Below are 25,141 nucleotides of genomic sequence, written 5' to 3'. Positions count from 1 at the left end.
TTTGTCAATCAGTATAGGCAGGAACCATACAATTTATTCCTATTCCAGAAAACAGATTAAGAAAAAAAGAACGTATATAATTAGTTCTTTTTCGATAAGAATTCTTCAGATTGAATAATGAATGATTTTTTCACAGAGAGTTTTTCAGAATTTCTCACTAGGTAATAACCACTACAGTATCCAAGCATATGTGGGTATCCTTTCATTCCAAGCAGAAGGACATCATGAAGAGGATCTGTACGTTTTATTGTGTGCTTTTCTTGTAAATGCTTGCTCCAAAATTCTCGCAGTTTATCTTCCTGATATAATTTAGTCCATTTCGCTAAATATTTTGCTCCTAAATATTTACCCACCGTTCTTTCCGCCAGTCCTTCCATGATCATCGTATCAAGAAGAGTGAATTCTTTTTGATCCTTTTTCAAATGATGTAATCGGCAGACATGATGATATTCGTGGATCAATATGGCCTCCATTTCCTTTTCAGCTATACCCTTGTCGTAAAAAAGGAATAGTTTATCTTTAAATGCCAATCCTGACTTCGTTTCAACCATTTTATTCCACATCCCTGAAGACATGAGCGGAAAAATATATATGGGAACATCAGGCCCTCCCCACAGTTTCTTATAAGAAGTAAACAGGCTTTGTGTTTTTTCCCATGCATTATTTTCTTTTAAATGTTCCCATGTGAGTTTCGTTTTTTTATTTGGCGAATACATACCATGCTTCAATAAATGATGATAAATCATATTCGCATCAAGGGTATTGTTGAATGTACTTTTAAGTCTTTCCATCATCTGGACAGGGCGGTTGAAATCCTTTTTCATCCACTCATCAGTTAAAATAACTCCCATTTCTATACACCCCCGCTTCTTTAGACTATCGTATGATTTTAAAAAGGCGGTTGACACTTTTATATCCCTTGCATAACCTCTATAACACAAAAAGAGCAGATCCCAAGAGATCTGCTCTACCTTCAATTTAATTTATTGATATTTTTTGAAAAGAATAGTAGCGTTATGTCCACCGAATCCAAGTGAATTGCTGATGGCGGCATTAATTTCGCACTTCCTTGCTTTATTCGGAACATAGTCCAAATCACACTCAGGGTCTGGTGTTTCAATATTGATCGTTGGAGGCAATATGCTGTCCCTGATTGCCTGAATCGTGAATATTGCTTCGACCCCACCGGCTGCCCCTAACATATGGCCTGTCATGGACTTAGTTGAACTTAATGCTAGTTTATTAGCATGATCGCCAAAGACTTCTTTGACTGCCATTGTTTCATATTTGTCATTGTATGGCGTACTCGTTCCATGGGCATTCACATATTGGATGTCTTCCGGATTCAAACCTGCATCCTCAATAGCAATTTTCATCGCCCTTGCCCCGCCTTCCCCACCAGGTGCCGGAGCCGTTATATGGAAAGCATCTCCAGTTGATCCATACCCAGCTATTTCAGCATAAATCTTGGCCCCTCTATTCAATGCATGTTCCAGATCTTCCAGAACGATAATCCCTGCACCTTCCCCGATTACGAATCCATCACGATTCAGATCAAAAGGACGGCTAGCAGTTTGTGGATCAGGGTTGGTCGATAAAGCCGTATTTGCACAGAAGCCCGCAACCGACATTTTTGTGATTGGCGCTTCTGCTCCGCCTGTGATCATCACATCGGCGTCGCCCCGTTGAATGGCTTTAAACGCGTCACCAATTGAATTTGTTCCTGTTGCGCAGGCTGTTACCGTACATGAATTGATTCCTTTAGCACCCAGTAAGATAGACACCTGGCCAGCAGCCATGTCCGGAATCATCATTGGTACGAAAAATGGGCTCACCCGCTTATACCCTCTGTTTAAAAAGTTTTCATGCTGTGTCTCAAGTGTCTCCAACCCACCGATACCCGAACCGATCCAGACTCCGACACGTGCTGCATTTTCATCCGTTATTTCCAGCTTACTATCATTATATGCCATAACGGACGCAGCAATTGCATAATGGGTAAAACGGTCCATCTTACGCGCTTCTTTACGATTAATATATGTCTCTATATCAAACTCCTTGATTTCAGCAGCAACTTTAACAGGGAATTCTTCAGCATTCAAACGAGTTAAAGGACCTATTCCTGATTTCCCCTCGATTATATTCTTCCATCCAGTTTCTGCATCATTACCAACTGGTGATATTGCTCCAATACCTGTTACAACTACACGACGATTAGTCATTAGAAATGGCTCCTTCCTTTTTTTAAAGCTTTTATGTTTTGCTTCTTCTTTTTTTATTTACCCCATCTAAGAGCGATAGCGCCCCATGTAAGGCCACCACCAAAACCGACCATGATAATTAGGTCGTTGTCCTTGATTCTTCCTGCTTCCATTTCTTCCACAAGGGCCATTGGAATGGACGCTGAAGAAGTATTTCCATATTTATGAACCGTTTTTGTCATTTTTTCAATCGGGAGACCCAAGCGTTCCCTTGAGGATTCCATAATGCGTATGTTTGCTTGATGCGGTACAAGCAAATCCACATCTTCTTTTGTTAATCCAGCTTTATCCAACACACTTAGGCTGGATTCCCCCATCTGACGGACAGCAAATTTAAATACTTCACGTCCATTCATATGAATGAAATCTCCATCCTGTAATAAGTGCTTCCCACCAGTTCCATCTGCGCCTAATTCAAAGGCAAGGATCCCTTTGCCTTCCGAAACAGGTCCAAGTACAGCTGCACCCGCTCCGTCACCAAATAGTACAGCAGTATTGCGGTCTTCCCAATTGGTTACCTTCGAAAGTTTTTCAACACCGACAATCAATACATGCTTATATGCACCTGTCTTAATGAACTGCTGTGCAGTGATCATTGCATACATAAAACCAGCGCATGCAGCACTTACATCCATTGCAGCTGCACTTTTCGCTCCCAATTTCTCTTGAATCATACACGCGACAGAAGGAAACGACTGATCCGGTGTAACAGTAGCTACAAGAATTAAATCTATCTCTTCAGCCGAAATTTTTGCATTTGCCAATGCAGCTTTTGCGGCTTCATAAGCCATATCTGATGTTTCAATGTCATCATTGGCAATTCTTCTTTCCTCTATACCTGTCCTAGTCCGGATCCACTCGTCAGAGGTATCCATCATTTTCTCTAAATCCGCATTTGTAACGATTTTATCGGGTAAGTAGCGGCCAAGCCCTAGTATTCCAGCGTTCATTTTGCCATCCCCTTATATTTTAATGAGTTATTATAAGCATCTATTATTACCTGGTACTAATTTTATATAAAAAAACACCTCCTTGCAAGAGATAACAGTTTGAAAGGATAAAAGAATCCGTTACTGAAGTCGGACAAATGCCTATGACAAGGGATTTTAGGGACATACATTATAAATAAAAGGAGAAAAGGAGGAATTATTGTGGACATCTTCAATCACAACAACCGGAGTAACCAGGATGATCATTTTTCGAATTTGATGTTTGGCAGGAAAAGTGAACCCCAACAAGAGGAATCGAATGTTGATTACATGCAATTGATGGAGAGCGTTGAAACATTGATGGGCTTATACGGTCAATACAAACCGGCCATTGATAAAATTAATCTGAACCCATTGATCGCCAAGTTCTTGAAAAAAGAATAAAAAAATGCAGGCTGTCCTTTTATTTGGACAGCCTACGTTTAATTAACGCTGAGCATCTTGTTTCCCAAGCTCATAAGCTTCTTGCATTACGTTTTTAAAGAGCTCCATGAATGGCTCTGCCATCTCCATTGAGAATGGAATCCCGTTTGCTTCAAGCTTCGCTTTAGCCTCAGGGAAGTACTTCATGGCGATCCCCATAAATTCAAGAGTTTTATCTGAACTCATTTTGTGTTTCCCCCTATCATTTGAATATCAATATTATCATAATTCCAGATGTCCCTTTCGTAAAGGGCATAAATATAATATCATGAATATCATTTGATATTAATTTCGGTCCTTGAACATTATAGTACAAAACATATAAGTTAGAGGCAAATATACAGTTTTGACCTTCTTAAATAACGAAAGTACTCGATCACAAAAAAATTGTGATTCGAATGTTCTTTGTTCATAATTGCCCTCAAATTTGATTATCCGGATTATCCAGCCATTCCCTCTTCAATCACGCTTTCTCCACTTTTTAAGTAAGTTTAATCGTTTATTATGTTTTCTTTGTAAAGCAATGCCTTCTTCTGGATCTATTTTGCTAGGCACCTCAAATATTGATCCTTTATTGATTTTAGTTGTTGATTGGGAATTGAATGAACCCAAACTTTCACCAAATATTAACTTTGCACATTTATTCCAATGATCATCTATACTGCTGCACAATTGGATATCCCTATCGGAAGAGGAAGTAAGCACTTCTTCCAAAGCATTCACAAAATCAGTGATGAAGAGAGCATCCCCAGTATATTCGTTAGCAATCGCCGGTTTGATATCAGACTGACCAAGTTGATTGATCCCAGCTTCAAAGCTCATGCCTTCCGATTGCCAAGGCCCATAAATCGTGGGTAAAAATATGATTTTTGCAGAATCAATTCCACGAATCGAGCTTAATATGGATTGAAAAATACTGACCTCTTCTTCAATTGGCATGAAAACAACAAAATTTGGCGTTTCATTCGAGCCATTTTTTTTGCATTTTTCAATAAAGAAAACGATTTCGTCTATAAGAAAATCGATTTTACCCATCTTTCCGCTTTGAATATCGTAACAAGATATGAACACAGTGTCCTGCTTTGTAATATCCAATAATTTAAGTTTATTTATCGGAAAGTAAATATAATTTGAACTTCTACCTATTTCAAGTTCCTTTTCTTCCATAATATATTTACTTGCTTCGGAATCAGTCCAATCAATTCCGATTACTTCTTCCCCTTGGTTCAAAAAGTATTGAGCCACATAGAATCCCACAAATTGATAAGCACCTATTACAATGTACGTTTGCATAAATACAGCCCCCTCGTATGCCATCCAGCCCACTTCATCCGGCACGTCTAGTTTTTTTAGATGCTGTATCGTATGCAAACTATTGTAGAAATATATCCATTCTCATAAAGACTCTTCATTCTCATTGAAAAACTTCTGTATTTGATAGGGGATTTTATACCGTTTTTCCGGTAATAAATACGTCAGCTGCAAGTCTGCTTTTCTAGCCAGTTGGATTTGCCGATAAAGGGAGGCTTGCTCTTTCCGCATGCTTCCAAAAACCTGAATCACTTTCATGGGGATTTTCTCAGCAATCACTGGATCTTCAGTGTCCATAATATGCTGTTCACATTCTGGTGGATCGAGCTCGTATGCAGTAGCGACCTCGGACAGCCATTTTTTATAGAAGAACTTATTTTCCTTTTCCTTCTCCAGTTGTGCTTTCAAGGAAAAAACCGGATCAATCAATACAACTGAACGTATTTTATTTCCAAGTTCATTCATTAGCTTTAAGGCAAGGAGCGCTCCTGACCCCTCTGCCAATATATGAACCCTTTGATTGACTATTTCTTTTTTCATGAAGAGAATATATAGGTTAAGGGAAAGGTTCAATGCTTTTGGGCTTCCCCAGTTGGCTCCGTAAAAATTGGATGAAAATAGAGTGTATCCGTATTCCTTTAAATATTCCAATATCTCCAACCTGCCAGGATGCTGCAGCCAAAAGCTGCTGTCTTTTTCGACAAAATGACTACGGTCTCCAATTACCAATACGGAAAAACCACTGGGCCGCTCTGGATAATAGATGATATTCCATTGGTCATCAATTTGAAAAGTTCGTTGTTCCATCGGTCAAACTCCTTTAAGGAATATTACTACTACTATATTAATTTATGACGAAAAATAGAAAGGGTCAGTGGAAATACCTAACTTCTTATCCCAAATTAACCAAATGGTGATGATTTTGTTTTATATTGGGTCCTATGATTTTCCATTTGACGTTTGGTACCAACTGGACTGTGCCTGAAAAGTTCTCTTATGATTTAATGTATGAATTATTTAAAGGTTATTATTAAAAACACGTTTTAACTGTATATTAATTATGGTAAGATAAAAATGAATGTAGTGGAATGAGGTGAAATTCGATGCGTTATGCTTGGGCAATTTTTTGGACATTCTTATTAGTGCATATGACTGTATATGTTGTTTCTTCCATGATCGGAGTTTCATACGATGCTAAACAGGGAACGATTTTAGGATTAGCTGCTGCTATCCTGATTTGCATCATCCCTGCTATTTTGCCTGCTGGGCCAGCAAAAGACTCTCATCAACATTAAGAAGCAAAAGAGGACATCCATTGAGGATGTCCTTTTTGTTAACCGTACTTTGCTTACGGTTAAACTCCATTTCAAATTTTTTATATGAGGACCAATTCATCATCATCATAATCAATCGTTATTCCTTCTTCATTCAGTCCAACTGTGCCAGCTATGATTTTACGGGCGATCTTCGTTTCCAGATGCTTTTGGATGAATCGCTTCAACGGTCTGGCCCCATATACAGGATCATATCCCTGGTCCGCAATGAATTCCTTGGCCGCTTCAGTGACATTAAGGTTTATATTTTGTTCAGTTAACCTTACCTGTAATTGAAAAACCATTTTTTCTACGATTTCTACGATTTCTTGTTTAGTAAGCGGTTTGAATAAAACAATATCATCTACCCGATTCAAAAATTCCGGACGGAAATGCCCTCTTAATTCTTTAAAGACTTGATCTTTTATCTCTTCTTCAATTCCACCATCCACTCGGTTGGACTGCAACAAGAAATGGGAACCGATATTTGAAGTCATGATGATCACTGTATTTTTACAGTTTATGGTTCTACCTTGGGAGTCTGTTATCCTCCCGTCATCCAACATTTGCAGCAAAATATTGAAGACTTCCGGATGCGCCTTTTCAATTTCGTCCAATAATACGACCGAGTATGGGTTTCTCCTAACTGCCTCCGTTAGTTGGCCTCCTTCCTCAAATCCAACATATCCAGGAGGTGCACCAACAAGACGGGACACGGAATGTTTCTCCATATATTCCGACATATCGATACGAATCATATGTTCTTCACTATCGAATAACGTTTCTGCCAAAGCTTTTACGAGTTCTGTTTTACCCACACCCGTCGGCCCCAGGAAAATGAATGAACCAATCGGTCTGTTTGGATCTTTAATTCCCGCCCTTGCCCTTAATACAGCATCGGATACGAGTTCCACCGCTTCCCCTTGACCTATTACTCGTTCATGAAGGATCTCAGATAGTCGAAGCAGCTTTTCCCTTTCACTTTCCACCAGCTTGCTTACAGGAATCCCCGTCCACCTTGCAACGATCGAGGCAATTTCCTCCTCCGTCACTTCTTGGCGAAGCAACCGTGATTCCTGTTTTTCCTTTTCCAATTCATCTTCCATGGCATCCAACTCTTTTTGAAGCTGTGGAATCCTTCCGTGCCGAAGTTCCGCTGCTCGGTTAAGGTCATAGTCATTCTCTGCCTGTTCCAGTTCATGACGCAACTTCTCAAGTTCCTCACGTTGATCCTGCACTTTTTGAAGCGCCGACTTTTCCATTTGCCACTTGGCTTTCATGCCATTCGCTTGATCCTTGAGTTCTGAGAGTTCTTTTTGAAGCACTTCCAGTCTAGCTTTGCTTTGAGGGTCCTCCTCATTCTTCAAGGCCGCTTCTTCAATTTCAAGTTGCATGACCCTTCTCGTGATTTCATCCAACTCAGATGGCATTGAATCGATTTCCATTCTGATCATCGCACAGGCTTCATCCACAAGATCTATTGCTTTATCCGGCAGAAATCGCTCCGTTATATATCGGTTCGAAAGGACAGAGGCAGCCACGATCGCCCGATCATGAATCCTGACACCATGGTGAATTTCAAACCGTTCTTTTAGCCCACGCAAAATTGAAATCGTATCCTCCACATCTGGTTCCGGAACCAGAACTTGTTGGAAACGGCGTTCTAGAGCCGGATCTTTTTCAATATATTGTCGATATTCATCAAGGGTTGTTGCACCGATACAATGCAGCTCGCCACGCGCAAGCATCGGCTTTAACATATTCCCTGCATCAAGTGCGCCATCCGTTCTGCCAGCACCGACAATTGTATGCAGTTCATCGATGAATAAAAGAATTTTTCCATCACTCTTCTTAATTTCATTCAATACCGCTTTAAGACGTTCCTCAAATTCACCGCGGAATTTTGCCCCTGCGACAAGTGCACTCATATCTAGTGAAAAAACGGTTTTGTCCTTTAATCCTTCCGGGACATCCTTCCTGACGATCCTTTGCGCCAATCCTTCGACAATCGCTGTCTTACCAACACCAGGTTCTCCAATTAATACGGGGTTATTTTTTGTTTTACGTGATAGGATCCGGATGACGTTTCTGATTTCCGCATCACGACCGATGACTGGATCGACCTTCCCTGATTTAACTTCAGCAACAAGATCTCTGCCGTATTTTTTCAGTACTTCATATGTGCTTTCAGGATTTTGACTAGTCACCCGCTGATTCCCCCTTACATCTTGTATAATCCGTTTTGCTTTTTCGTAATCGATTCCATGTGATGAGAATAGTCTGTTTATATTCGTGTTATTGCCCTTCAAGGACGCCAGCAGCAAATGTTCCACAGATAAATATTCATCTTCCCACTTCTGCATTTCTTTTTCGGCAACCGTCAAAATTTTCTGTAAGGAGGATGACATGTAAACCTCAGAAACACTCCCACTCACTTCCGGTAATCGATCCAATTCTCTATTAAGCCCTATATCAAACTGATTCATCGGTTTATCAGATTCCGATAAAATCCTGATCAATAAACTTTCATCCTGTTCCATTAAGGCCTTTAATAAATGAAGCTCCGTCAGCTCTGGATTCCCTCTATCTTTGGCTAGTTCCTGGCCGCCAATGAATGCCTGTTGGGTTCTCTCCGTCATTTTATTCATATCCATCTTAAAACCTCCCATTCATCTATATCATGAACGAATTCACTCTTGGTTTGACCAACTTTGACCTTTATATTTTCATTATACTTCTAATTTCCCCTATGTAAAGGAAAGTTATAAAAAATGCAGGGAGGTATGGAGGATAAACGAAAAAAACCTTTCTTCATATAGAAGAAAGGCAGACCCATTTGTAAAATGCATAAAATGCCTTAGCACAGTATTTAGATGAAACAAAACGGATTATGCTTTCACGGCCGTTTTATTGTAACCATGAAATTGATCGACGAATTGGAAATCCTTGTCCGTGCGACCTGTAAGAATCGTATCTCGGAGCAGAATGCCTGCATCGGTCGTATTGTGAATGATTTCCCCCCAAATTCTTGCGTTTGTTTGAACATTAGCCGTACGCGGAATGCGTTCCTCGTGATATTCCAAAAATGCCTGTTCAATGTCATTTCCATGCTGATGAAGCATATCCGACAAATAAGCTGCATCTTCTAACGCCTGGCAAGCCCCTTGTGCCAAGTATTGAAGCATCGGGTGTGCAGCATCGCCCGTAAGCGTAATTCTTCCTTTTGTCCAATTATCAATTGGTAATCGGTCATACATCGGCCAGCGGCGTTGTCGTTGAATAAATGAAATCGCATTCTGAACAAGCTCACAAGTTCCGGCAAATATACGGTCCATTTCTTCCGGGGTTCCCCATTGATCTGTTTTTTCGTTTTCTACCGTGTATTGAGAACTTTTGAACACGACTACTTGGTTGTATAGTTCCCCCCTTCTAACCGGGTACTGAACAAGATGAAGGTTTGGTCCAATCCACATATATACATCATCTAAATCTCCATGGCTCGTAACCTCTTCCATCGGGATCGCTCCTCTGTATGCAACATATTGCGAGCAGACCGGTTGATCTTCGACAAAAAGTTTCCGTGCTTTGGACCATAATCCATCAGCTCCGATGACAGCCGTTCCTGAATGTTGGGACCCATTGGCAGAAGTAACCGTCACTTCCCCTTCATTTTCCACTGTATCAATAATCGTTTGGTTCGTTACCAGTTCGATATACGGGTTATTTTCACAGGCTTCAGCCAGTACTTTATGCAAATCGGAACGATGCAAAACAACATACGGTGCTCCATATCTTTCCTTATAAACATCACCTAAATCCAAAGCGGAAAGCTCTTTGCCGGAAAAGGCATCCATCAGCACCAATCTTTTTGGAAATACTGCAATTTCATTGATTTTATCCATGACGCCTAAACGCTGTAAAACGTTGGTGGCATTTGCTGCAAGCTGAATCCCTGCACCAATTTCACCAAATTCGGGAGCTTGCTCCAAGACTTTTACATACTGTTTTGTTTCTGCGATTCCTAAAGCAGTTGCCAATCCGCCAATTCCCCCACCGATAACGATGAATGGTTTTTTTTCTGTGTTCATCATCAATTCCCCCTAAATTAGTTGCTTTTAGCCAAAGTTGCGAAACAATATATAAGTAAGCGTTTTCATTCGACTGGGATATATATTCATCAGGAACAAGATGAAAGCTGCAAACAGATTATTTTCAAACCAAAACCGGCCTGAATTCACTTTCAACCTTTTGGTAACCATTGTTTGCTTCAAATGCCTGTTGCTGTTCTAAATCGAATCTCTCCATTATCGGTAGGTCGTTTACCGAGAATAAGTAAGAATCCGCTTCTGCAATGTGCTCATGCCAAGCCCAATTCGGAACGACGAAATAATCTCCCTTGGACCAGTCAAAACGCACTCCATTAATGACCGTATAGCCTGAACCTTGGTGCACTTGATAGATTGTGGAATGGGTATGGCGATGTGCTTTGGTATGGAAACCTTTTGGAAGTTTCTGCATCCATGCCCCCATCGTCGGATTGGCCGTTTGTCCATTTGAAGGATTGATATATTCCACTGCAAAACCTTCATATGGATCTGGTTCAAAGTTCATTAATCCTTCTATCGCTGCTTTGGTTCCTTTCCACTTGTAGTTGGCAAGCGGTGCCACTTGTGAATAACGATCGGATACTGGACGAACCATCCCGCCTTGATAACGGAGCTCCGAAAAATTATCCGGCCGTTTAGGCGTTTCAATCCGGTCTGGGTATGGTTCAAAGAAAGTGCCGCCTATGGAATAGATAGTTGGAATATCAAGGGCGTCCATCCAAATCATCGGTTTTTCGCCAACATGACCATGACCATGCCATAGGTTTTTCGGCGTGATCAAGAAATCTCCTTCTTCCATGAAGATCCTTTCTCCCTGCACGATGCTGTAGGCACCTTTACCATTCGTAATGAAACGAAGAGCACTTTGAGAGTGACGGTGGGAAGGAGCCACTTCACCTGGCAACAACAGCTGAACCGCTGCGTAAAGTGTTTGTGTTGTCGAAGCCCATCCCCATGGCTGACGATAAGTTAAGCCAGGGTTTTGAAAATAAATGGCCCTGCGCTCCCCTCCTCGATCAGGTGTGAAGATTTCTGCTGCTTCCATCAACTTTTTTGTCAAAAGCTCTTCTTTCCATAAATAAGCATGGGCATGAGGTTTAGGTTCATGGTCCATCAGGGCGGGAATGGCTTCCCACAGAGGCCCAAGGTTATACTGCTGGATATCCTTTGTAAAATCTTTTACGATTGTACTGTTCATGTATTCCGATTTTTCAGCCATATTAATCCCTACTTTCTTTTTTATCTTTCCTCACTGGATTTTAGAAAGATTTCGCTTGATTTGATCATAGTGTCCTGAAACATGCTCATCGATGAAGTGATCCACAATATAAGAAACTGGTTTGTTTCCGAATTTAGCGAAATTCCGGTGTGGCGATTCTTTAGAGAGTGCTTCTTCTTCTAAATTCCCAAGCCTGCTCTCCACTTCATATTTAAGCTCCTCCACTTGCTTCAAGACATCATCAACATCAAGTTTGTCAATATCACCGACTGCTGCCAATCGGGCTGGATCTTGCAATCCACGCCCCCATTTGGCCCCAGGCTTTGCTATTACTGTTTCCACTTCACCTAACCAATAAGGAATGGCTTCAGCTAAATGGGAAAGTATCTGCATGATGGACCATTCCTCCTCTGTAGGCTTTAATCGGATCGTCTCTTCCGGAAGGTTTGCGGCTGTCTCAAGAATGTGGTCGATTGATTGTTGAACCGATTGGATTGATGTCCCGATCTCCTGATAAGCCATTTTATTTTCCCTCCCCGACACGTCGAACACGGTTTTCAAGATAACCTATTTTGTCGATTTCGATTTTGACAACGTCACCATCTTTTAAGAACACTTGTGGATCACGGGCTACTCCTACCCCACCAGGTGTTCCTGTAAGAACGATGTCACCAGGTTCAAGCGTCATTAAATTCGATAAGAATTCAACTAAATATTTCACATCGAATACGAAGTTGGATGTATTCGTTTTTTGGCGTTCCTCACCATTTACAGTTAATCGGACATTTAAGCCAGATGGATCGGATAGTTCATCGGATGTGACTAACCAAGGACCCATCGGAGCACTTCCTTCAACCGTTTTCCCTTGAAGCCATTCAAGTGTACGCCTTTGGATATCACGATACGTAACATCATTGGCAATTGTATAACCCGCTACATAATCAAGTGCATCTTCTTGTGAAACATTACGTGCCTTTTGTCCGACTACAAAAGCGAATTCCGCTTCATAATCCAGTTGTTCAGAAATCGGGAAAAACGGAATGTCATCCTGCGGACCGATTACTGCATTGGCGAACTTTGCGAATACCACAGGGAATGGCGGTAATTCGCGGCCCATTTCAGCAATGTGCTTACGGTAGTTATGTCCTACACAAATAATTTTACCTGGCTTTTGGACAGGTGCCTCAAGCTTTATATCTTCAATTGGATGTATCAATTTATGTCTGAATGAATCACGATTGTTAATTGCGTAGTCAGCAGCCTTTTTAGCGATGGAAAGGCTTTCATTCCCTCCCTCTAAAAATGCCTCCATTGTTGCTGGTACATATGCCTCAGCGATTTGTTCACTGCGAAGTTTCCCTTCGCTTTCCAGAAGCGCTTGATAGGCATAGTTCAAGTCAACTACTACATTATTCGGGTAAATTGCACCAATACGTTTAAATCCTTGAATGCTGAAAGTTACTAATCTCATATTTCATTCTCCTTTATTAATCTCGATTTTTAAAAAAACCTCTTCTTGATGCCACGATCCTAATTTGCGGGATAATTCTTTTAGATTTACTTCACAAACCAGAATATGAATGACTGTGCATCTACAAACTTCACTTATAGATAACACTGTTCACTATTTATATAAATGATAACTTAATTTTCGGAATATTGTCAAGAAAGTATTGCAAATTTTTGTGCAAATGTTATCATCTACACCATTATGACTACTTCGGAATCAATAAAATGGTCCGCTAAAGTTATTTATTTAAAAGGAAAGTATATTGATAGCTTCAAGCAGCCTCCGGTATTTCTTGCTAAATTTCATTTAAATTTTAAAGATTCTGATATACTAGACCTAAATTAAACTGATTAGGGAGATTGACATATGGAAATCGTAAAATCTGGTTCGACAATCCAATCATTACAAATAGGTATGGGCATTATCGATTTACTTGCTTCCCAAAGAAATCCTTTAAGATTCTCTGATATTCAAGAATTAACGGAAATAACGAAGAGTAATCTCTATAAATATTTGAATACTTTGACTCAACTCGAGTTACTTTATCGTGATAAGACAACAGGTATGTATCACCTTGGGAGCAAATTGATTCAATACGGCATGGCAGCCATCGGAAATGAGGACGTCACGAGCAGAATAACCCCTTATTTACAGGAAATCAGTCACCATACCTCTTGCACAGTCCTTTTTTCCGTCTGGACATACGATGGACCAATCACGGCAAAAATATGGAATTCCAACCAAAACTTAAACATCGGGGCCCAGTTAGGTACGCGTCTCCCCCCATCATCCTCTTCAGGAAAAGTATTCACAGTATTTCAGGATCCTTCCTTGACAGCGGACTGGATTGAAAAAGATCGTCATGTTACAGGCTCGTTCCTTAAAGAAACAAATGAATATGATGAAATTCGGAAATACAAAATAGCTTTTGCCAAAGAGCCTCTTGTACCATCTGTTTCCTCCATGTCCATTCCAGTTTTTAATTATAATTCAGAATTATTGGGAGCGATCACTGCCGTTGGATTCACTGAAAGCATTCCAGATCATTACGAAGATCCCTTAAGCCATTATTTAAGAAAGAGCTATTTGGAAATTTCGAAAATTTTCGGTTTTACCGCTGAATAGAAAAAAGCAGGAAAAAGGATGGCGATCATTCCTTTTTCCTGCTTTTTAATTTTTCATGGCTTTCGCTGATATGTCCATATCCGGTTATGATTAGACGTTTCAGGAAAGGCATCCCCTGCATCAAGCTTAACCATTTTCGGATTCACTACCGTGCTGCCCGTTTCACCGATTTCTACATAGGTCCCATTATTAGGTGCCTTCTGGCCTGGCTTAAATTGACGATTTTGCCCCATAGATTTCACCCCTTTACATGCTTTCCTTGTTATTATTACCAGGTTACTTTCTTTCATGTCTGAAAAATTAAGGAATACAGGAAATTCGGCTGAATTAAAAAAGCGTCTGTTCTCTGAGCAGACACTTAGACTGGTAAACCCAAGTATTGATCCATCCAGTTATTATTTCTCTAACTGCTACAAATAAAATCAAAAAGGTTTCGGAATGGGACCATTCCGAAACCTTTTTTTCTACAAACTGAGCGATTGCTCTCTGAGCAGACACTTTTTTGGTTAAGACATTAAATCCACTAGAACCGCCTTTTGGGCATGAAGACGATTTCCTGCTTGGTGGAAAACGACGGAATTCGGTCCATCGATGACTTCAGCTGTTACTTCTTCTTCCCTGTGAGCAGGGAGGCAGTGCATGAATAAATAATCTTCTTTGGCATGTTTCACAAGTTCACTATTGATTTGATAATCTTTAAAGGCTTCTAAGCGAATACTATTCTCGATTTCCTGCCCCATGGAGGTCCAAACATCGGAATAGACGATATCCGCATCTTTTATAGCTTCTGAAGCTGAGGTTGTCACCACAATTTCACTGCCAGTCTCTTCTGCCACTTTTTGAGCATAGGCAACGACCTTTTCATCAGGTTTGTAGGCCTCAGGGCATCCAATGGAAAAATCCATTCCCATTTTTGCGCAGCCGACCATCAATGAATTGGCAACATTATTGCCATCTCCGATATAACTCATCTTCAGGCCTTTTAGTTGCCCTTTTATCTCGATGATCGTCAAGAAGTCAGCAAGTACCTGACAAGGATGTGCAAGGTCTGTTAAACCATTGATGACTGGGATAGAAGCATTTTCCGACAACTCTAGGATTTTTTCATGCTCGAAGGTACGAATCATGATCCCATCAATATATTCGGAAAGGACTTTTGCAGTATCGGAAATAGTTTCCCCGCGTCCAATTTGCAAGTCATTACCACTTAAGAACAAAGCGTGTCCGCCAAGCTGCATCATCCCAACTTCAAAAGAAACACGGGTACGGGTAGACGATTTTTCAAAGATCATCCCCAGCGTTTTCCCTTTTAAAGGTGTATATTCCTCGCCAGCTTGCAATTTGCCTTTAATGGTCTGTGCCAGCTTTAACAAATCCGCTATCGCAGTGGGTGTTGACTCCTTCATGGTCAAAAAGTCTTTTCCATTTAAAATCTTCGCTTGTGTCGGTGCCGTCATTGAACTCATACTTGTGACACTCCTTCCGAATATGATACAAGCCATTCCTGAAGCGAGATAACCCCTGGATCAGCATTTTCTAACGATTGTAGATAGGCTTTGAAAGTCTCTTCTTCCGTAAATGCCAGAAGGCGATATTTTGCTGCCATTAACCTTAGCTTCTTATCTTCTTCTGTTGTTCCATATGCCAAAACGACCGATGCATTCCCTTCATTTAACCATTTATCAAAATTTGAATCCCCCAGTGTCAAACCTGCTTCACTGATTTGCACTAGCAAATCTTCGCCTAATTTGACTGATTTGGATTGATAAACACCTGAATTATGATTAGCATTTTGAGCATGGAATACTTTTGTCAATGCTTCTTTTACCGTTACTCCGATGGCGATTCCTTCACCAGTTGATTTCATTTCCGGACCTACCTTCGAATCAAGGCCGCTTAGTGCAAATGTAGAGAATACTGGATATTTGACGACTGCATATGGAATTTCTTCCATTAAGCCCGTTTTTTCGAACACATTCGACAATGAATATTTCCCAAGCAATATTTTTGTCGCTATTTGCACCAAGGGTACATCGGTGACTTTACTGATGATTGGAATTGTCCGACTGGCGCGAGGGTTTACTTCCAATACATATACACTATTTCCTTTAATCACGAATTGAATGTTCATAAGTCCTTTATAACCAAGCTCGATTACTAGTTTTTTCGCATATTGGGTCATTTTATCTTTGATTTCATTGGTTAATGATTGGGCTGGCAGTAATGCCATGCTATCCCCTGAATGGACGCCTGCTTTTTCTACATGTTCCGCAATGATTGGAATATATACATCATTTCCATCAGCAATCAAATCGATTTCGGCTTCTTTCCCTGGAATATAAGAATCGATCAATACGGGGTATGCAAGTGCAGTCCCATTTTCCATTCTATTCAATAAGCTTTCCTTGGAGCGGATGATTTCCATTCCTTGGCCGCCAATTACATATGATGGGCGTAAGAGTACTGGAAAACCGATAGCCTCTGCACGGTCAATTAATTGTTCTTCACCATTAGCCATCGAACCCGGTACATGAGGAATATCCAGTTTTTGAAGAAGCTGATAAAAACGATCACGGTCTTCTAATTGATCGAGTGTATCGAAGGAAGTCCCCAACAAATTGACACCGTAATCTTCCAGGCCTTTTGCCAGGTTTATCGCAGTCTGCCCACCAAATTGGACGATAACATCTTCAATACCTTCAGCTTCTATTACATTAAGAACGTATTCCAGAGTTAACGGCTCGAAATAAAGGCGGTCTGCCGTGGCAAAATCCGTACTTACCGTTTCCGGGTTATTATTAATCATGATCGTTTCAACATTTTCATCCTGGAGTGCATAAACCCCGTGAACGGAACAGTAATCAAATTCTATTCCCTGTCCAATCCGGATAGGGCCGCTGCCAATCATCAAGACTTTCTTTTTATCCGTTTTTTTCTGTTCGTTCTCACCGAAATATGTTGAATAGTGATAGTTAGTATGTGATTCGAACTCGGCTGCACATGTATCAACCGTTTTGTAGACAGCCGTAAGACCAAGTGACTTCCGGTGTGCTCTCACTTCCAGCTCGCTAACATTCCATACGGAAGCAAGATAGCGGTCTGAAAAGCCCTTTTCCTTATATGACTGCAGTTCTTCCTTTGTTACCTGATCGATTCTCCTAGCTTCAATCTTCATTTCGTTTTGGATCAATGAATCAAAGGATTTAAGGAAGAAATAATCTATGGTTGTGGCTTCATGGATTTCTTCAATCGTCACGCCTTTTCTAAGCATTTCAAAAATGACAAATATTCGCTCATCAGATTTTTCGGCAAGCTTCACCCAAAGCTCAGGAACGGTTTTATTTTTCAGCGATGATAGCTGCAGTCCATTCGTTTTTAATTCCAAAGAATCGACGGCCTTTTGGACTCCCCCCTCAAAACTGCGGTGTAAAGCCATCACTTCACCTGTCGCCTTCATTTGTGTTCCCAATTTGCGGTTGGCGGTCTTGAATTTATCGAATGGCCATCTCGGGAACTTCACCGCTACATAGTCAAGAGCAGGTTCAAAGCTTGAATATGTGCTTTTCGTTACAGGATTGACGATTTCCGATAAATGGTAGCCGACAGCAAGCTTTGCAGCTATGCGTGCTATGGGATAGCCTGTTGCTTTGGAAGCTAATGCCGATGAACGGCTGACGCGTGGGTTTACTTCAATTAGATAATATTGTTTGCTTTTCGGATCAAGTGCGAATTGAATATTACAGCCGCCTATGATACCTAGAGCAGAGATGATTTTAATTGAAGCGGAACGAAGCATCTGAAACTCATCGTCCGATAAGGTCTGTGATGGTGCCACAACGATGGAATCACCAGTATGGATCCCTACAGGATCAATATTTTCCATATTACAGATAGTGATGCACGTATTGATGCCATCTCGCATTACTTCATATTCGACTTCTTTAAATCCAGCTATGCTTCTTTCAATCAAGCATTGTGTAATCGGGCTTTCTTGGAGTCCGCCCCGGACAAGCTCCTTAAAGGTATCCAATGAATCAGCAATCCCACCGCCAGTGCCGCCGAGTGTATATGCGGGACGAACGATGATCGGGAAACCGATTTTTTCGGCAAAAGCTATCGCTTCTTCAAGAGTATGGACAATTGTACTGTCGGGAACGGGTTCACCTATTTCAAACATCAGCTCACGGAACAGTTCACGATCCTCCCCTTTTTTGATGGAGTCGATCGGAGTTCCCAATAATTTGACTTTATATTTTTCAAGTACTCCAGCATCATCCAATTGATAAGCAAGATTCAATCCTGTTTGACCGCCTAATGTAGCCAGCAGGCCATCCGGCTTTTCTTTGGAAATGATCTTTTCCAGTACATCAACTGTTAAAGGTTCGAAATAGACAGCATCCGCATTCATATCATCAGTCATGATTGTTGCCGGATTGTTGTTGACCAGTATGACTTTATATCCTTCTTCTTTTAAAGCGAGGCAGGCCTGTGTACCTGCATAATCAAATTCGGCGGCCTGCCCGATGACAATTGGCCCCGAACCAATCACTAAAATGGTCTGTATCGTGTTGTCCTTAGGCATAGGCTTTTTCTCTCCCGCTATAATCATTTATCATTTGTAAAAAGTCGTTGAAGAGAAGTGAACTCTCGATGGGTCCTGGATTAGCCTCAGGATGGTACTGGGTAGTGAATATTGGCAGGTCTTCATGCATAAGCCCCTCAACTGTGCTATCATTCACATTCCTGAATCTCACTTGAAGAGATGTTCCTTCTAAGCTCGGTTCATCAACCTCATAACTATGATTTTGAGAACTCATATACACCTGTTTCGTTTTCAAATCGACCACGGGCTGATTCGCACCCCGATGTCCAAACAGCATTTTTTTTGTATTTCCCCCAAAGGCTAGGGCCGTTAATTGATGACCGAGACATATGCCCATCGTTGGGAAATTCGTAATGACCTTCTTTATGTTTCCTAAAAGGTATTCAAGCTGTTTTGGATCCCCAGGCCCATTTGAAAGCAAAATACCATCCGGCTTCAAGTACTTGATTTGTTCGAACTCAGTATCGAATGGAACGACTGAAACTCGGCAGCCTTGTTCAATCAAAGAATCCAATATGGATTTTTTATAACCGAAATCAATCATCACCACATGCTTGTCGCCTTCTCCAAAGCTCTCGACCACCTTTGTGGATACCTCAGATACATGGGCTGATAAACAAACCTGGCCAGGTTTGATAGAAAATTTTTCTTCGGCTGTGATGGCAGCCTGCATGGAACCTTCCTGTCTTATATTTTTAACGACCGCTCTTGTGTCAACATGGCTTAAAAGCGGAATGTTCCACTTGTCTAAATATTCACCAAGTGAATATTTAGCTTGATAATGGGAATGGCTCATATTCCCTTCATATACAATAACACCGGCAACATGTGGCTTCTTACTCTCAAAATCATTTTCATTGATTCCATAATTTCCGATTAGAGGATATGTGAAAACGACAATTTGGTCCTTATATGAAGGATCTGTCAATACTTCTTGATATCCGGTCATCCCTGTAAAAAAGACAATCTCTCCATTGATTGCTTTTTCAGTCGATTTAGTCAGCAGTTCCCCTTCAAAGACGGAACCATTCTCTAAATATAGAAAGTTTTTCATGATCTTCACCTCTTTAGATGCTGTATATTTATATATAGAATAGCATAATTATTCATTTTGTTCTATAAAAATTCATTAAATTTAAATAGTTTGTTTTATTGCCAATATTTTTTCAATTTTACTTATCGCCATATCGATTTCCGATTCAGTAACTGTCAGAGATGGGAGTAAACGAAGCACTTTAGGACCTGCACTCAACACAAGTAAGCCCTCTTCTTGAAGTTCCATTAAAAACCCCTGAACATCCTGTTTGCATTCAATCCCGACCATCAACCCCAGTCCGCGAATCTCTTTAACTTCTTCCGATTCCTTTAACGCTTTTGCCAATTCACTCTCAAGGTATTCAGCCTTTTTCACGGTCTCTTTTAAAAAACCTGATTGGAAAATTTCCTTTAAAACGGATTCTGCTGCTGCAACACTAACGGGATTACCTCCAAATGTGGATCCATGACTTCCAGGGTTAAAGAAATCCGACAGCCTTTCCTTTCCAATCATCGCGCCGATTGGCAGGCCATTTCCCAGCCCCTTTGCTGAAGTGATGATGTCGGGTTGGATATTAAAATGCTGGAATGCAAATGGTTTCCCTGTACGTCCTATCCCAGTCTGAATTTCATCAATGATAAGAAGAGCTCCGTGTTCTTGGCATTGAGTTTGAATCGCATCCAGATAGGATTGCTGTACAACATGGATGCCGCCCTCACCTTGAACTATTTCAATCATTACAGCCGCCGTATTTTCATCTATGGCTGCTATCATGGCATCATTATCATTAAATGGAACATACTCGAATGAAGCTAGCATCGGTCCGAAACCAGTCTTTATTTTTTCCTGTCCCGTTGCTGCCATCGTTGCAAACGTACGGCCGTGGAAAGACTGCAGACATGTGACGATTTTGCTTTTCCCAGTAGCTTTACGCGCTAGTTTGATAGCTGCCTCATTCGCTTCGGCTCCACTGTTAGCAAAAAATACCTGGCTTAAACCGGAGGCATCTGCCAGCATTTGTGCTGTCCGTTCCTGTATGGAACTTTGAAACATGTTCGATACGTGCCAATATTTATTAAGCTGTTTGGTGACTGCCATTTTTACCAACTCATGACAATGACCAAGATTCAAAACCCCGATTCCGGATGTGAAATCCAGATACTCTTTACCTGTTGTACTCGTAATCTTCATTCCTGACGCTTTTCTAGGCTCAATGTTCCACCTTGCATATGTTGGAAATAAAGAACTCATTGTAATACCCCTTCTTCCTGAAGAAATTTCGTACCGATGAATTGTCCGCCTTCATAAAAGTGATCTTTTCCACTAACGATCATCACTTCTTCAACCCCTTTATTCAGCACCGACAACGCAGTATTGACTTTCGGAATCATTCCTCCATGGATACTTCCATCCTTTATCAAATGCTTCGTTTCCGTTTCAGTCAATTCCTCAATGATCTGTTCATTCTTTAAGACCCCTTTAACATCGGTCACAAATAAACACATGTCTGCAGATAGCGCTTTCGCTACAGACCCAGCGGCCATATCAGCATTCACATTTAATTTAGTACCTTCTTCGGTAGTTGAAATTGGCGTCAATACGGGACAATAACCATTTTCGAATAATATCCCAAGTAATTCAGTATTGACTTTTTGTATCTCGCCTACAGCTCCAAGTTTCTGTTCATCGATATACTCACCTGTGAGAATCCCGCCGTCAGAACCATTTAAACCGACAGCCTTAATTCCGTGTGCTTCCAATTTATGAACGAGACTGCGGTTAGATTTGCCTGCCAGCATAAGTTCCACAATTCCCATCACTTCAGAGGTCGTTTTTCTTAAACCATTTTCAAAGACTGGTTCAATTTCATATTTTTCAAGCATCGAATTTATATCAGGGCCGCCTCCATGAACAAAGACAATTTGGTAGCCGCGGTTTTGTAACTCTATAACACTATTGAAAAACGACTCCGATAACTCATTGATGATACTGCCGCCGCACTTTATGACTAATATGTTCATTATTTTCCCCCCTTACGAACGATAGCTTCCGTTTATTTTTACATAATCATAGGTTAAATCGCAGCCCCATGCCGTTCCGGATTCATTGCCATCTTTCAAATAAACATGAATGATGATACTTTCATTTTCCAAATATGCTTTGGCTTCTTCCTCAGAAAACAGTACTGGCTCACCATCTTTAAGTACGACAATATCACCAAAAACAATCGTCGTTTGATCCGGATTGAATCCCACTCCGCTTCTTCCCATCGCCGCAATGATTCGTCCCCAGTTTGCATCCGCGCCAAAAGCTGCCGTTTTCACTAGATTTGATCCAACGATCGTCTTCGCCATCATCTGTGAATCTTGCTTCGTAGGCATGCCATGAACATTCACTTCTATCAGTTTTGTGGCACCTTCTCCGTCTTTCGCAATTTGTTTTGCCAAATTCTCGGATGTTTGTTTTAATAATTCCAAGAAGACAGACCATTCTGGATGGTTAGCTGTCAAAGGTTCATTTTTCGCTTCTCCATTCGCAAGCACTAACACCATGTCGTTCGTTGAACAGTCACCATCAACCGTAATTTGATTGAATGTATCGTTGGTTATGGAAGATAGTGCTTGCTGTAAATCATTCGGTTCGATGACGGCATCCGTTGTAATGAAACCGAGCATTGTTGCCATGTTTGGATGAATCATTCCCGAACCCTTCGCTGCTCCGCCCATTTTCACGGTTTTACCGTCTATAATTGTTACATAACCACAGCTCTTCGTTACAATATCCGTTGTTAAAATGGCGTTACCAAAATCATCGGCAGCTTCAGGTGAATTTTCTGGCTGCAATGACTCTATCCCTTTTCTAACTTTTTCCATTTTCATAAATTCCCCTATTACTCCGGTAGAAGCCACTGCAAATGAATGATCCTCCATACCGAACTTTTGAGCCGCAAGCTTCCTCATTTCATATGCATCTTTTAGACCCTGTACTCCTGTACAAGCATTCGCACAAGCACTATTCACTACAATGCCGTGAAGTTTTCCAGAAGCGGCAATGCTATCTTTCGTTACATTGATTGGAGCGGCTTGAACAACGTTTTGTGTATAAACCGCGGCGGCCGACGCCGGAACATCGGTAAAAATGATGCCAACATCCTTTTTGGAGTAGCGCAATCCTGCATGGACACCTGACGCTTTGAATCCTTGAGGCATTAAAATGTTTCCTTCTTGAATTTGTTTGATTTCTTCAACTGGCTGTAGTGTATTCATTATTTCCCTCCAAAGTTTATGGATATAGCGGACTGTTCCATAGTCCTGCCGTTTCTTCTAGTCCCATTAATATATTTGCATTTTGAATGGCCTGCCCTGCAGCACCCTTCACTAAATTATCAATAACCGAAACTACCGTTACCCTACCTGTTCTTTCATCATATGCGACACCAATGTCGCAAAAGTTCGATCCATATACCTGTTTCGTGGATGGGAAGCGATCGAGCGGCTGTACCCGGACAAAAGGATGTTTCTCGTATACTGTTTCGTATAAATCCTTTAATTCAACATTTGAGGTTTCCCGATTTACCTTTATATACATCGTTGCCATAATACCTCGTGTCATTGGAACCAGATGGGTATTAAAGGTAATAGGTTGTAAATCAGCTGACCATCGTCCAAGCTGTTGTTCGATTTCCGGTATATGTTGATGTTGATTTACCTTATATATCTTAAAGTTCTCATTCATTTCACTATAATGTGTAACAGCCGAAAGTGATTTACCCGCCCCTGAAACCCCGGATTTTGCATCGATGATCACTTCTGCAGCTGCTCCGGCCAATCCTTCTGTGAATAGAGGGGCAAGGCCTAAAAGTGATGCGGTTGGGTAGCACCCTGGATTTGCCACAATCGCCGCTTGCCTTATTGCTTCAGCATTCCATTCAGCCAAACCGTATACGGCTTCTTCAATAATATGCTGTGGCGCGGCTGTTTTTTTATACCATTGTTCATATTCACCTGGGGTTTGAAGCCTCAGGTCTCCTGATAGGTCGATTACTTTAATGTCAAGGTCCGAAAATTCCGAAATCAATTGTGAGGAAACACCAGAAGGAGTTGCAAGAAATACAATATCGGATTTTTTTGCAATCGCTTCCGGATCAATTTCTTCTAATTTATCTTTCATATGCATTAAATGTGCATTTTCTTCATATAAATTTCGACCAAATTGGGATGAAGTATGCAATGATTTTATTTTGAATTGCGGATGATTATTCAAAAACCTTATTAGTTCTACTCCTCCATAACCCGTTGCACCTACTATTGATACGTTCATAAAACCATCTCCTATATTTCAAGTACCTGTCATTCTTTGATTCTACTATTATATGACTGAATAAAAATAAAATCAAATGTATTTTTATAAATTTCTAAACTTAACTTTAAAATGGGAAATTACCCATTTTAGCTTCCGTAATTATCCAAAGTTGTTGACTACTAGTGTTTTTTCCGTTTAAATCAAAGGTAGTGTAATAACGGTATCTGAAAGGTGGTCATACACATGAATGGATTTTCGTTATCTAATCGGCTGCATGCAATTTTAGATAATAAACAGCAAATTAAACATATGGAAAAAGGGTGCTTCCTTTTTCAGGAAAGCACCCCAGCAAGTGATTTGTATTACATTTTGAAAGGCAAAGTAGAATTGAGTAAGGTTGTTCCCGACGGCCGGGAATTAACTATACGGATTTGTTCGGAGAATGATTTGGTTGGGGAAACAGTCCTTTTTTCTCCAAATCCTAAATATATGGTGAATGCAAAAATGTTGGAAGATGGAACTGTTGCGGTTATTTCCAAAGAGGCATTAGAAGGGAAAATCGCCTCCGATAGCCATCTTGCAGTTGAAATGATGACATGGTTATCCGCCCAAAACCGTAAAAACCAGGCTAAATTCCGCGATATGCTCCTGCACGGTAAGAAAGGTGCATTATACTCCACCCTCATCCGTTTATCAAATAGCCATGGAACTGAAGTTGAAGACGGTAAAGTTATCAATCTTCCATTTACAAATCAAGAACTCGCCAATTTTTGCGGCACATCCCGCGAGGTAGTCAATCGGATGCTCGCTCAATTAAGGAAAAACAATGTCATCTCTATTAAAAAGGGCCGCATTACGATTCTTGACTTAGACTATTTGAAACAGGAAATCGATTGTGAAAACTGTCCAATAGAAATCTGTACCATCGATTAAATCCTCCCAT

General features: G+C 40.8%; 23 protein-coding genes. 4 read left to right on the top strand and 19 right to left on the bottom strand.

All coding sequences use genetic code 11. The annotated features are described in order from the left end of the window. Positions 1-80 precede the first annotated feature (80 nt). The 3 genes from ACFX4L_RS04310 to ACFX4L_RS04300 all read right to left on the bottom strand — a co-directional run bounded on the left by ACFX4L_RS04310 (position 81) and on the right by ACFX4L_RS04300 (position 3,211). A complete protein-coding gene (locus ACFX4L_RS04310) occupies positions 81-851 on the bottom strand; it encodes a DUF2268 domain-containing putative Zn-dependent protease (protein WP_061462095.1) in 771 nt (256 codons plus the stop codon). Between the two features lie 132 nt (positions 852-983). Next, positions 984-2,222 (bottom strand): beta-ketoacyl-ACP synthase II, encoded by a 1,239-nt coding sequence (gene fabF / locus ACFX4L_RS04305; RefSeq protein ID WP_061462094.1) that lies wholly within the window; start codon positions 2,220-2,222, stop codon positions 984-986. Between the two features lie 53 nt (positions 2,223-2,275). Continuing rightward, the gene (locus ACFX4L_RS04300) at positions 2,276-3,211 is read right to left on the bottom strand and encodes a beta-ketoacyl-ACP synthase III (RefSeq protein WP_061462093.1); all 936 of its coding nucleotides are present in this window, start codon (positions 3,209-3,211) and stop codon (positions 2,276-2,278) included. A 201-nt stretch (positions 3,212-3,412) separates the two neighbouring features. On the opposite strand from ACFX4L_RS04300, the gene ACFX4L_RS04295 reads away from it, so the two are divergent. Next, positions 3,413-3,634: a hypothetical protein gene (locus ACFX4L_RS04295; RefSeq protein ID WP_089363674.1), complete on the top strand. Its 222-nt coding sequence runs from the start codon at positions 3,413-3,415 to the stop codon at positions 3,632-3,634. A 42-nt stretch (positions 3,635-3,676) separates the two neighbouring features. Here the strand turns inward: ACFX4L_RS04295 and ACFX4L_RS04290 are convergent, their stop codons facing one another. The 3 genes from ACFX4L_RS04290 to ACFX4L_RS04280 form a co-directional block, all read right to left on the bottom strand. After that, a complete protein-coding gene (locus tag ACFX4L_RS04290) occupies positions 3,677-3,859 on the bottom strand; it encodes a ComZ family protein (protein ID WP_061462091.1) in 183 nt (60 codons plus the stop codon). 273 nt (positions 3,860-4,132) lie between these two features. Next, positions 4,133-4,966 carry a Rossmann-fold NAD(P)-binding domain-containing protein gene (locus tag ACFX4L_RS04285; RefSeq protein ID WP_377383474.1) on the bottom strand — a complete coding sequence of 278 codons (834 nt, stop codon included), beginning with the start codon at positions 4,964-4,966 and terminating at the stop codon, positions 4,133-4,135. 102 nt (positions 4,967-5,068) lie between these two features. Next, positions 5,069-5,791: a hydrolase gene (locus ACFX4L_RS04280; RefSeq protein WP_284471457.1), complete on the bottom strand. Its 723-nt coding sequence runs from the start codon at positions 5,789-5,791 to the stop codon at positions 5,069-5,071. Between the two features lie 296 nt (positions 5,792-6,087). Between ACFX4L_RS04280 and ACFX4L_RS04275 the strand changes: the two genes are divergently transcribed. Further along, positions 6,088-6,279: a YjzD family protein gene (locus ACFX4L_RS04275; protein ID WP_061462088.1), complete on the top strand. Its 192-nt coding sequence runs from the start codon at positions 6,088-6,090 to the stop codon at positions 6,277-6,279. Positions 6,280-6,359: 80 nt separating this feature from the next. Here the strand turns inward: ACFX4L_RS04275 and clpB are convergent, their stop codons facing one another. The 5 genes from clpB to ACFX4L_RS04250 all read right to left on the bottom strand — a co-directional run bounded on the left by clpB (position 6,360) and on the right by ACFX4L_RS04250 (position 13,093). Then, on the bottom strand, positions 6,360-8,951 hold the full coding sequence (gene clpB / locus ACFX4L_RS04270) for an ATP-dependent chaperone ClpB (protein ID WP_061462087.1): 2,592 nt from the start codon (positions 8,949-8,951) through the stop codon (positions 6,360-6,362). A 234-nt stretch (positions 8,952-9,185) separates the two neighbouring features. Then, positions 9,186-10,385 carry an FAD-dependent monooxygenase gene (locus ACFX4L_RS04265; protein ID WP_377404003.1) on the bottom strand — a complete coding sequence of 400 codons (1,200 nt, stop codon included), beginning with the start codon at positions 10,383-10,385 and terminating at the stop codon, positions 9,186-9,188. A gap of 124 nt (positions 10,386-10,509) precedes the next feature. Beyond that, a complete protein-coding gene (locus ACFX4L_RS04260; RefSeq protein WP_377404000.1) occupies positions 10,510-11,622 on the bottom strand; it encodes a cupin domain-containing protein in 1,113 nt (370 codons plus the stop codon). 30 nt (positions 11,623-11,652) lie between these two features. Further along, positions 11,653-12,144, bottom strand: a complete 492-nt coding sequence (locus ACFX4L_RS04255; protein ID WP_289320812.1) for a DinB family protein — start codon at positions 12,142-12,144, stop codon at positions 11,653-11,655. Position 12,145: 1 nt separating this feature from the next. After that, complete coding sequence (locus ACFX4L_RS04250) at positions 12,146-13,093, bottom strand: fumarylacetoacetate hydrolase family protein (RefSeq protein WP_377403997.1); 948 nt, start codon at positions 13,091-13,093, stop codon at positions 12,146-12,148. Between the two features lie 405 nt (positions 13,094-13,498). Between ACFX4L_RS04250 and ACFX4L_RS04245 the strand changes: the two genes are divergently transcribed. Beyond that, positions 13,499-14,257 (top strand): IclR family transcriptional regulator, encoded by a 759-nt coding sequence (locus tag ACFX4L_RS04245; protein ID WP_061462082.1) that lies wholly within the window; start codon positions 13,499-13,501, stop codon positions 14,255-14,257. 53 nt (positions 14,258-14,310) lie between these two features. Here ACFX4L_RS04245 and ACFX4L_RS04240 read toward each other — a convergent pair whose 3' ends face one another. The 8 genes from ACFX4L_RS04240 to argC all read right to left on the bottom strand — a co-directional run bounded on the left by ACFX4L_RS04240 (position 14,311) and on the right by argC (position 24,216). Beyond that, the gene (locus ACFX4L_RS04240; RefSeq protein WP_061462081.1) at positions 14,311-14,490 is read right to left on the bottom strand and encodes a YjzC family protein; all 180 of its coding nucleotides are present in this window, start codon (positions 14,488-14,490) and stop codon (positions 14,311-14,313) included. Positions 14,491-14,763: 273 nt separating this feature from the next. After that, positions 14,764-15,723 (bottom strand): ornithine carbamoyltransferase, encoded by a 960-nt coding sequence (argF, locus tag ACFX4L_RS04235; protein WP_377383468.1) that lies wholly within the window; start codon positions 15,721-15,723, stop codon positions 14,764-14,766. Beyond that, positions 15,720-18,839, bottom strand: a complete 3,120-nt coding sequence (locus ACFX4L_RS04230) for a carbamoyl-phosphate synthase (glutamine-hydrolyzing) large subunit (RefSeq protein WP_377403994.1) — start codon at positions 18,837-18,839, stop codon at positions 15,720-15,722. The genes argF and ACFX4L_RS04230 overlap by 4 nt, the downstream gene beginning before the upstream one ends. Next, positions 18,832-19,914, bottom strand: coding sequence for a carbamoyl phosphate synthase small subunit (locus tag ACFX4L_RS04225; protein ID WP_377403991.1), 1,083 nt, complete (start codon positions 19,912-19,914; stop codon positions 18,832-18,834). The genes ACFX4L_RS04230 and ACFX4L_RS04225 overlap by 8 nt, the downstream gene beginning before the upstream one ends. An 81-nt stretch (positions 19,915-19,995) precedes the next feature. Next, positions 19,996-21,147 (bottom strand): acetylornithine transaminase, encoded by a 1,152-nt coding sequence (locus ACFX4L_RS04220; protein WP_284471464.1) that lies wholly within the window; start codon positions 21,145-21,147, stop codon positions 19,996-19,998. Further along, positions 21,144-21,917: an acetylglutamate kinase gene (gene argB / locus ACFX4L_RS04215; RefSeq protein ID WP_377403988.1), complete on the bottom strand. Its 774-nt coding sequence runs from the start codon at positions 21,915-21,917 to the stop codon at positions 21,144-21,146. The genes ACFX4L_RS04220 and argB overlap by 4 nt, the downstream gene beginning before the upstream one ends. Positions 21,918-21,929: 12 nt before the next feature. Next, on the bottom strand, positions 21,930-23,162 hold the full coding sequence (gene argJ, locus ACFX4L_RS04210) for a bifunctional ornithine acetyltransferase/N-acetylglutamate synthase (RefSeq protein ID WP_284471466.1): 1,233 nt from the start codon (positions 23,160-23,162) through the stop codon (positions 21,930-21,932). A 16-nt stretch (positions 23,163-23,178) separates the two neighbouring features. Further along, positions 23,179-24,216, bottom strand: a complete 1,038-nt coding sequence (argC, locus tag ACFX4L_RS04205; RefSeq protein WP_284471467.1) for an N-acetyl-gamma-glutamyl-phosphate reductase — start codon at positions 24,214-24,216, stop codon at positions 23,179-23,181. Positions 24,217-24,441: 225 nt separating this feature from the next. Here argC and ACFX4L_RS04200 point away from each other — a divergent pair, with 225 nt between their 5' ends. Beyond that, positions 24,442-25,131, top strand: coding sequence for a Crp/Fnr family transcriptional regulator (locus ACFX4L_RS04200; protein ID WP_284471468.1), 690 nt, complete (start codon positions 24,442-24,444; stop codon positions 25,129-25,131). Positions 25,132-25,141: the final 10 nt, after the last annotated feature.

The organism is Peribacillus sp. YIM B13482 (genome assembly GCF_042787975.1).
Lineage (GTDB): Bacteria > Bacillota > Bacilli > Bacillales > DSM-1321 > Peribacillus > Peribacillus simplex_A.
The sequence above is the reverse complement of the archived record's forward strand: the minus strand, read 5'-3'. Positions and strand labels throughout refer to the sequence as shown.